This is a genomic window from Rubrivirga litoralis (assembly GCF_031846415.1).
Classification (GTDB): Bacteria; Bacteroidota; Rhodothermia; order Rhodothermales; family Rubricoccaceae; genus Rubrivirga; species Rubrivirga litoralis.
On the sequence record NZ_JAVRHT010000042.1, the window covers coordinates 23,978 to 30,289 of the forward strand.

Consider the following 6,312-nt stretch of genomic DNA (forward strand, 5'->3'; position numbering starts at 1 on the left):
CCCCCGAGGCCCCCACTGCCCGGTTCGTCATGACCCGCGACGTGTTCGCCGAGACGGTCCTGCACGGCACGCGCGAGCGCCGCCGGACGGCGCAGACGCGGCTGGCCGGCTACGCCGTCATCACGCTCGCGGCCGCCCTCGCGTGGTGGTGGTTCGTCGGCGGGGGCGGGCTGTTCTTCGTCGCCGCCGGCTACTTCGCCGTCGTCGCCGCGCTCTACCCGACGCTGGCGCGCCGCCGCGCCCGCGCGGCCGGGGCGGGGCGGTCGGACATCGGCCGCGCCGTGACGGCGCGCGTGACCGAGGCCGACCTCGTGGTCGACGTCGAGGGCGTCTCGCACGCGGCCTACCGGCTCGACGCGCTCCACGCCGCCGAGCCCCGCGACGAGGGCGTCCTCGTCGAGCTGTTCCCCAGCGAGGTCGTGTGGCTCCCCGACGGCGCGTTCGCCGACCGCCCCGCCCGGACTGCGTTCGAGCGCGCCCTCCTCGCCGGCGCCCGCCTCCCCGACCCCGCCCTCTGAGCCATGCGCGCGTTCTCGCCTGCCAGGACCCTGCCCCCCACCCCGCCCTCCGCCCAGACGGGCGGGGCGGCGCCGTCGCAGTCCGCCGTGCCCGCCCCGCCCGCGGCGGACGCGACGAGTCGTGTCCCTACGGGCGCTCTCCTCCGGGCGGGGCGGTTGGGGGCGGCTCTCCTCCTGCTTCCCTTCCTCCTCCCCGCCCTCGCGGCGGCGCAGACGCCGGACGACGAGCGGCTCCCCAGCCTCACGCCGCGCGTATTCGAGAGCCGGGGGACCGTCCGCGTGAGCCTCCCGGACATCGAGCGCCAGCCGCTCTCGGGCTTTGGGCCGCCGCCGCGGACGTACGTGGTGCCGGCCGAGCGCGAGCCGGCCACGCGGCCGTTCGCGCCCGACCTCGACGCGCTCCCGGTCTACGTCCTCGACGCCCCGCCCGAGCCGGCGCTCTCGGCCCGCGAGCCGAACACGTTCCGCGTCGAGGGCGGCGTAGGATCCCACGTCGCCCGCTACGGGCGCGCCGACCTCGCGGCGACCGGGGCCGCGGGCGCCTTCTTCGTCGACGCCGACTACGACGGGATTCCGGGCGGCGACGTCGGGTTCGACCAGCGGGTCGGCGAGGACGCGTTCGCGGTGCGGGCGGGGGGGCACTCGTTCGCACCGGGCCGCGTGCGCATCGAGGGGCACGCGGTCCTCGACCGCTACTCGACGCCGGCGACCGCCGAGTTCGGACGCCGCTCGCGCCGCTCGCTGGGCGCCGAGGTCGGCGTGGAAGGGTTCGGGGCCGTCCGCTACGACGCCGAGGTCCGGTTCGAGCAGTCGCGGCTGGCGCGGACCGACGGGGACGAGGAGGCGACCGAGGGGCGCTTCGAGGCGCTCGCACGGGCCGGTTTCCTGGACGACCGCGTCCGCCTCGACGCCGCCGGCGGGACGGCCAGCCCGGGCTCGGGCGGGGCGGACGTCCAGTATGGGTCGGCCGGGGCCGCCGTCGCGCTCGGGCGGGGCGGGGCGTCGCTAGTCGTCGGCGCCCGCGTGCTGGGCTACGACGGCGACGGCGGCGGCAACAGCGTCTCGGTCGGGCCGATCATCGACCTGACGCTCCCGCTCCGCGGCATGACGGCGTTCGCGACGAACACGCCGCGCCTGGCCGCTCGGTCGCTCTCCGACCTCGCCGCGCTCAACCCGTTCGTCGCGCCCGACCCGCTCGTGGTCCCCGACGTGCTCCCGGTCGACGCCCGCGCCGGCGTCGAGGTCGGGCGCGGCCCGTTTCGCGCGCGGGCGTTCGGGATCGGGCTCTACGCGCCCACGCTCCTCGTCTTCGAGCGGGGCGGCGACGCGCTCTACGCTGAGGACTACGTCGAGGCGACGGTCTACGGCGCCGGCGCCGACCTCGTGGCGACGGCCCCGGGCGGGGCGGAGGCGTCGGCCGGCGTCGAGTACCGCTACGCGCGGACGGACGACGGCGACTCGGTCCCGTTCTACGCCCCGTTCGTGGGGCGGGCCGGCGTCCAGGTCCCGTTCCCGCGCGGGCGCGTCGGGCTGGCCGCCTACGGCGAGGGGCCGCGGCCCACGCAGCGGATCGGCGGCGACGACGCCTCGGCGTGGGGGCTCGTCTCGCTCGACGCCCGCTACGACGTCTACGACCCGTTCTCGGTCACGCTGCGGGCCGAGCGGCTCGTCGGCGAGGCCGAGCGCTGGCCAGGCTTCCCGCGGCCCCCGTTCGCCGTCATGCTCGGGCTCCGCCTCGCCCGCTGACGCCGCCCCGTAGCTTGCCCTCCCCGCACCCGCACGCCCCGTGACACCGATCGACGCCCTCGCCGCCGCCCTCCGTGAGCGGCTCGTGACCGGCCGGCCCGCCCCGCTCCCCGGCCTCGGCACGCTCGTCCGCCAGCACGTGTCGGCGCGCGTCGAGGAGCACGCGGACGGCTCGCGCACGATCCTCCCGCCCGGCGAGACGATCGGGCTGGCCGGCGCCGACGAGACGGCCGAGCCCATCGCGGCGGCGTTCGCGCGCGCGCTCGGCCTCCCGCCCGGCGACGCCGAGGGCGCGCTGGCCGACGCCGTAGACCAGGTCGAGGCCCGGCTCGCGACGACCGGCGAGGCCCGCCTCCACGGCATCGGCCTGCTGCGGCGGACGAGCCGCGGCGTCGTGCTCGGCGTCGAGTCGTCGCTCCTCGACGCCGTCAACCAGGCGTACGACGGGCTCGCCCCCATCGAGGCGCGGCCGGCGGGCGGGGCGGTGGCCGAGCCCGCCCCGCCCCACGACGACGCGGGCGACGCGTCGGACAGCGAGGCGGACGCCGCCCCGCCCGACGCGTCCCCGTTCGACTGGGGTGAGGACCCGCCCGCGGCGGAGTGGGACGACGACGAGCCCGCCCCCGAGGAGGAGGACGCCGACGAGGACGAGGACTTTTCGACGCTCGACCTCGACGACCTCCTCCCCCACCCGCCCGACGCCGCCCCGGCCGCCGCCCCGCCCGGCCTCGGCTGGGGCTCGCTCGCCCCGCCGGAGGACGCGCCGCCCGCCGACGAGGCGGCAGACGACGCGCTCGGAGACGACGCGCTCGGACACGGCATGACGGAGGCCGACGAGGCCGACGCCGATCAAGACGCCGCCCCGCCCCGCACTCCCGAGGCCGCGGAAGACGAGGCCGCAGGAGACGAGGCCGACGACGAGACGCTCGCCGTCCCCTTCGGCGTTCCCGAGGGCGAATCGCTCGCCGACGTCCTCCCCCCCACCCCGCCCGAACACGACCCCGCGCTCGACGCCGACGCCGCACCCGACGACCTGGGCGGGGCGGCCGATCCGGGCGGGGCGGGCCACGACGACAACGCCCCGACGCCCGCGGCGTGGGCGTCGCTGGGAACGGCCGCCGCGGCGCCCCTCAGCGACGACCCGGCGCCCCTCTCCAGCGCCGCAGCGCCTTCCAGCGACGAGGGCGGGGCGGAGCCCGTCCCGACCGCCGAGACGGCCAGCGAGCCACCCGCCACCCCGCCCACCGAGACGGACGCCGCACCGACCGAGGCGTCCGCACCCGAGCGGCCGCGGCGGGTGCCCGTCGACCGCGTCGGCCCGCCTGCGAAGCCGCCCGGAGCCGCCGGCCCGGCCGTCGCCCCGCCCGTCGAGGCGCTCCGGGGCGGGGCGGGGCGGCCGACCGCTGCCGCCCCGCCCGAGCGCTCGTTCCCGTGGTGGATCGTGGCCGCCGTCGTGCTCCTCGGCGTCGCCGCGCTCGCGTGGTGGGCGACTTCGCGCGGACCGGACGCGCCGCCGACCGCCGCGACCGACGTCGCGCAGGCCGAGCCGACCGTCGTCTCGGCCGCCCCGCCAGCTTCCCGCGCCGCGCCGCGCCGCGACAACGCGCAGGGCGTGCCCGGAAACGCCGCGGCGCCCGCTCCCGACGACGACGCCGATTCCGCCGTCGACCCCGCCCCGCCCGCGGCGGCGGCGCCCGGAGGCCAGCCGCCGCGCGTTCCGGGCGGGGCGGCGCCTGCGCGGCCGCCCGCGCGGTCGATCCCGGCCGTGAACGTGGCCCCGCCCCAGCTCGGCGGCCTCGACGCCGACGACCGCGCCGCGCTCACCGGCGGCACCGTCGACCCCGACGACCGCGACACGTGGACGTTCGTCGTCGTCTCGCTCCAGATCCGCGACGACGCCGACGCCATCCGCCGGGGCTACCAGGAGGCCGGATACAAAACCGCGCTCCTCGCCCCGCCCTCGGGGAGCGAGTTCCACCGCGTCGCCGTGGGCCAGTTCCGGTCGCGGTCGCAGGCGCTCCGCCTCCGCGACCGGCTCCCGCCCCAAGCCCCGCCCGAAACCTGGGCGCTCTCCCTCCGCACCCTCTAGCCCCGCCCCGCCCGGGCCTCCATGCTCCCCCTCGCCCTCCAGACGGCCGTCGCCGACTCGGTCCGCCTGGCCGACACGCTCGCCGTAGCCACTGCGCCCGCCGCCGAGCCGTCCTTTTTCGACTCGCTCACGGGCGGCGTCCGCCTGCTCCTGCTCGGCGGGTGGACGATGGTGTTCATCCTGCTCCTGTCCGTGCTCATGGTGGCGATCGTGTGGGAGCGGGTCCGCGCGCTGCGCCGGGCGCAGGGCGATCCCGAGACGCTCACGCGGACCGTCGCCGACTACGTCGAGGCCGGCGACGTGAGCGGGGCGAAGGCGTTCTGCCGCTCCCAGGACACGCCGGCCGCGCGGATCGTCCAGCGCGGGCTCGACCGGCTGGGCCGGCCGATCGGCGAGATCAAGGAGGCCGTCCAGGAGGCGGGGCGGCGCGAGACGTACGCGCTCGAAAAGCGGATGGACCTGCTAGCATCGGTCGCCGCCATCGCCCCGATGCTCGGGTTTCTGGGCACGGTGACGGGCATGATCGCGGCGTTCCAGGACATCCAGCGCCTCGAAGGGCTGGCGAGCCCGGCCGCGCTCGCCGGCGGCATCTGGGAGGCCCTCATCACGACGGCGGCCGGGCTCGCGGTCGGGCTCGTGGCGCTGTTCGCCTACAACCTCCTCGTGAGCCGCATCGGGCGCCTCGTCAACGGGCTCGAGCGGGCCTCGTCCGACTTTATCGACCTCCTCCAGACGCCGGCCGGCGACCGCCGCCCCGCCCCGCCGCGCGCGGTCGCGCCCTAGCCGATGGCCTCCTTCGACTTCTCGTCCGGCCGCAAGCCGATCACGGCGTTCAGCCTCGCCTCGCTGACGGACATCGTCCTGCTGCTGCTCATCTTCTTCCTGCTCACGAGCTCGTTCGTGACGCAGAACGGGCTCCGCGTCGACCTCCCGGACGTGGCCTCGGCCGCCCCGCTCGAACAGCAGTACGTGGCCATCACGATCGACGGCGACGGCGCCTTCTTCGTCGACGAGCAGCAGACGGCCCGCGACAGCCTCGCGACGGCTATCGCCGCCGTCCGCGGCGACCGCGAGGCGCTGGCGGTCTACGCCGACAGCAGCGCGTCGATCGCCGGGCTGGCGGCCGTGGCCTCGGCGGCCTCGGCCCTCGACATGCGCGTGTCGATCGCGACGGAGGCGGTGGCGGTGGAGTAGGGCGGGGCGGGGTGGTGGCTGCGTCTTGTGCTTCTCCGCCACCGCCCGCACAGTCAGCTGAAGTTCTAGTTCTGCCGCATGCTCCGAGACCGTTGCCCTCGGTCAGGGCTCTTTTATGGGTAGCTATTCTGAAATAAAACTTGGAGCGCTCAGCTTGGGATCGGTAAAGAATGGGTATGACCCCTACCTCTTGAGCCTTTTCCAAGAGTCTGACAAGCGGCTTGTCGAGACCACCTTGGGTGAGTGCGGATTGTACGGCGAGGTGGACGAGGGTGAGGAGAACGACCCAATCACACTGATCCAGTATGCTTGCACTGTCCCGGTCGTAAGAGACCGTCTTGAGTTGTTGGGCTTCACCCGATCAGTCGCTGAGAAGGGGTTCGAAGTTGGGCGAAGTGCTGAGGTTGACAGGCTTGAGGAGTGGAGTCGCCGTGACTCATATGGTGATCTGTATGCTGAAACCCTTTCAGTTCTCCGACAGATTACGCTGGACCAGTGGCAAGAGACGGTGCGTGATATTGAGGCCGAGTCACTTCATCGGGCGAACCCTTACGACCGATCTGCCTCGCTATCTCCCCTGCATAGATACGTGCTTACCAATAACTGGTACGGATTCCCCGGGCATGAGTATCGGCACTTTCTCCGGCTTGCGGTCGATACCGTTCCATCGGATACCGAGTTGGTCTACGACTTAACCGACTTGGTGCTAGGAGGTTGGGTGGACGATTCGGATGAGCTGGTAGAAGAGCTGGCTGACGAGGTGTC

6 protein-coding genes are annotated in these 6,312 nt (G+C 75.1%); all 6 read left to right on the plus strand.

Annotated features, from left to right (window positions below; translation table 11 throughout):
* The first annotated feature begins 29 nt into the window (after positions 1 to 29).
* The gene (locus RM540_RS14275; protein WP_311665296.1) at positions 30 to 518 is read left to right on the plus strand and encodes a hypothetical protein; all 489 of its coding nucleotides are present in this window, start codon (positions 30 to 32) and stop codon (positions 516 to 518) included.
* Between the two features lie 3 nt (positions 519 to 521).
* Positions 522 to 2,264 (plus strand): hypothetical protein, encoded by a 1,743-nt coding sequence (locus RM540_RS14280; RefSeq protein WP_311665298.1) that lies wholly within the window; start codon positions 522 to 524, stop codon positions 2,262 to 2,264.
* Positions 2,265 to 2,304: 40 nt separating this feature from the next.
* Positions 2,305 to 4,353: an SPOR domain-containing protein gene (locus tag RM540_RS14285; protein WP_311665301.1), complete on the plus strand. Its 2,049-nt coding sequence runs from the start codon at positions 2,305 to 2,307 to the stop codon at positions 4,351 to 4,353.
* 21 nt (positions 4,354 to 4,374) lie between these two features.
* Complete coding sequence (locus tag RM540_RS14290) at positions 4,375 to 5,136, plus strand: MotA/TolQ/ExbB proton channel family protein (protein WP_311665303.1); 762 nt, start codon at positions 4,375 to 4,377, stop codon at positions 5,134 to 5,136.
* Between the two features lie 3 nt (positions 5,137 to 5,139).
* A complete protein-coding gene (locus RM540_RS14295; RefSeq protein ID WP_311665305.1) occupies positions 5,140 to 5,547 on the plus strand; it encodes an ExbD/TolR family protein in 408 nt (135 codons plus the stop codon).
* Between the two features lie 115 nt (positions 5,548 to 5,662).
* Positions 5,663 to 6,312, plus strand: a 650-nt coding sequence (locus RM540_RS14300) for a HEPN/Toprim-associated domain-containing protein (protein ID WP_311665308.1), incomplete at its 3' end; no start/stop codon positions are given.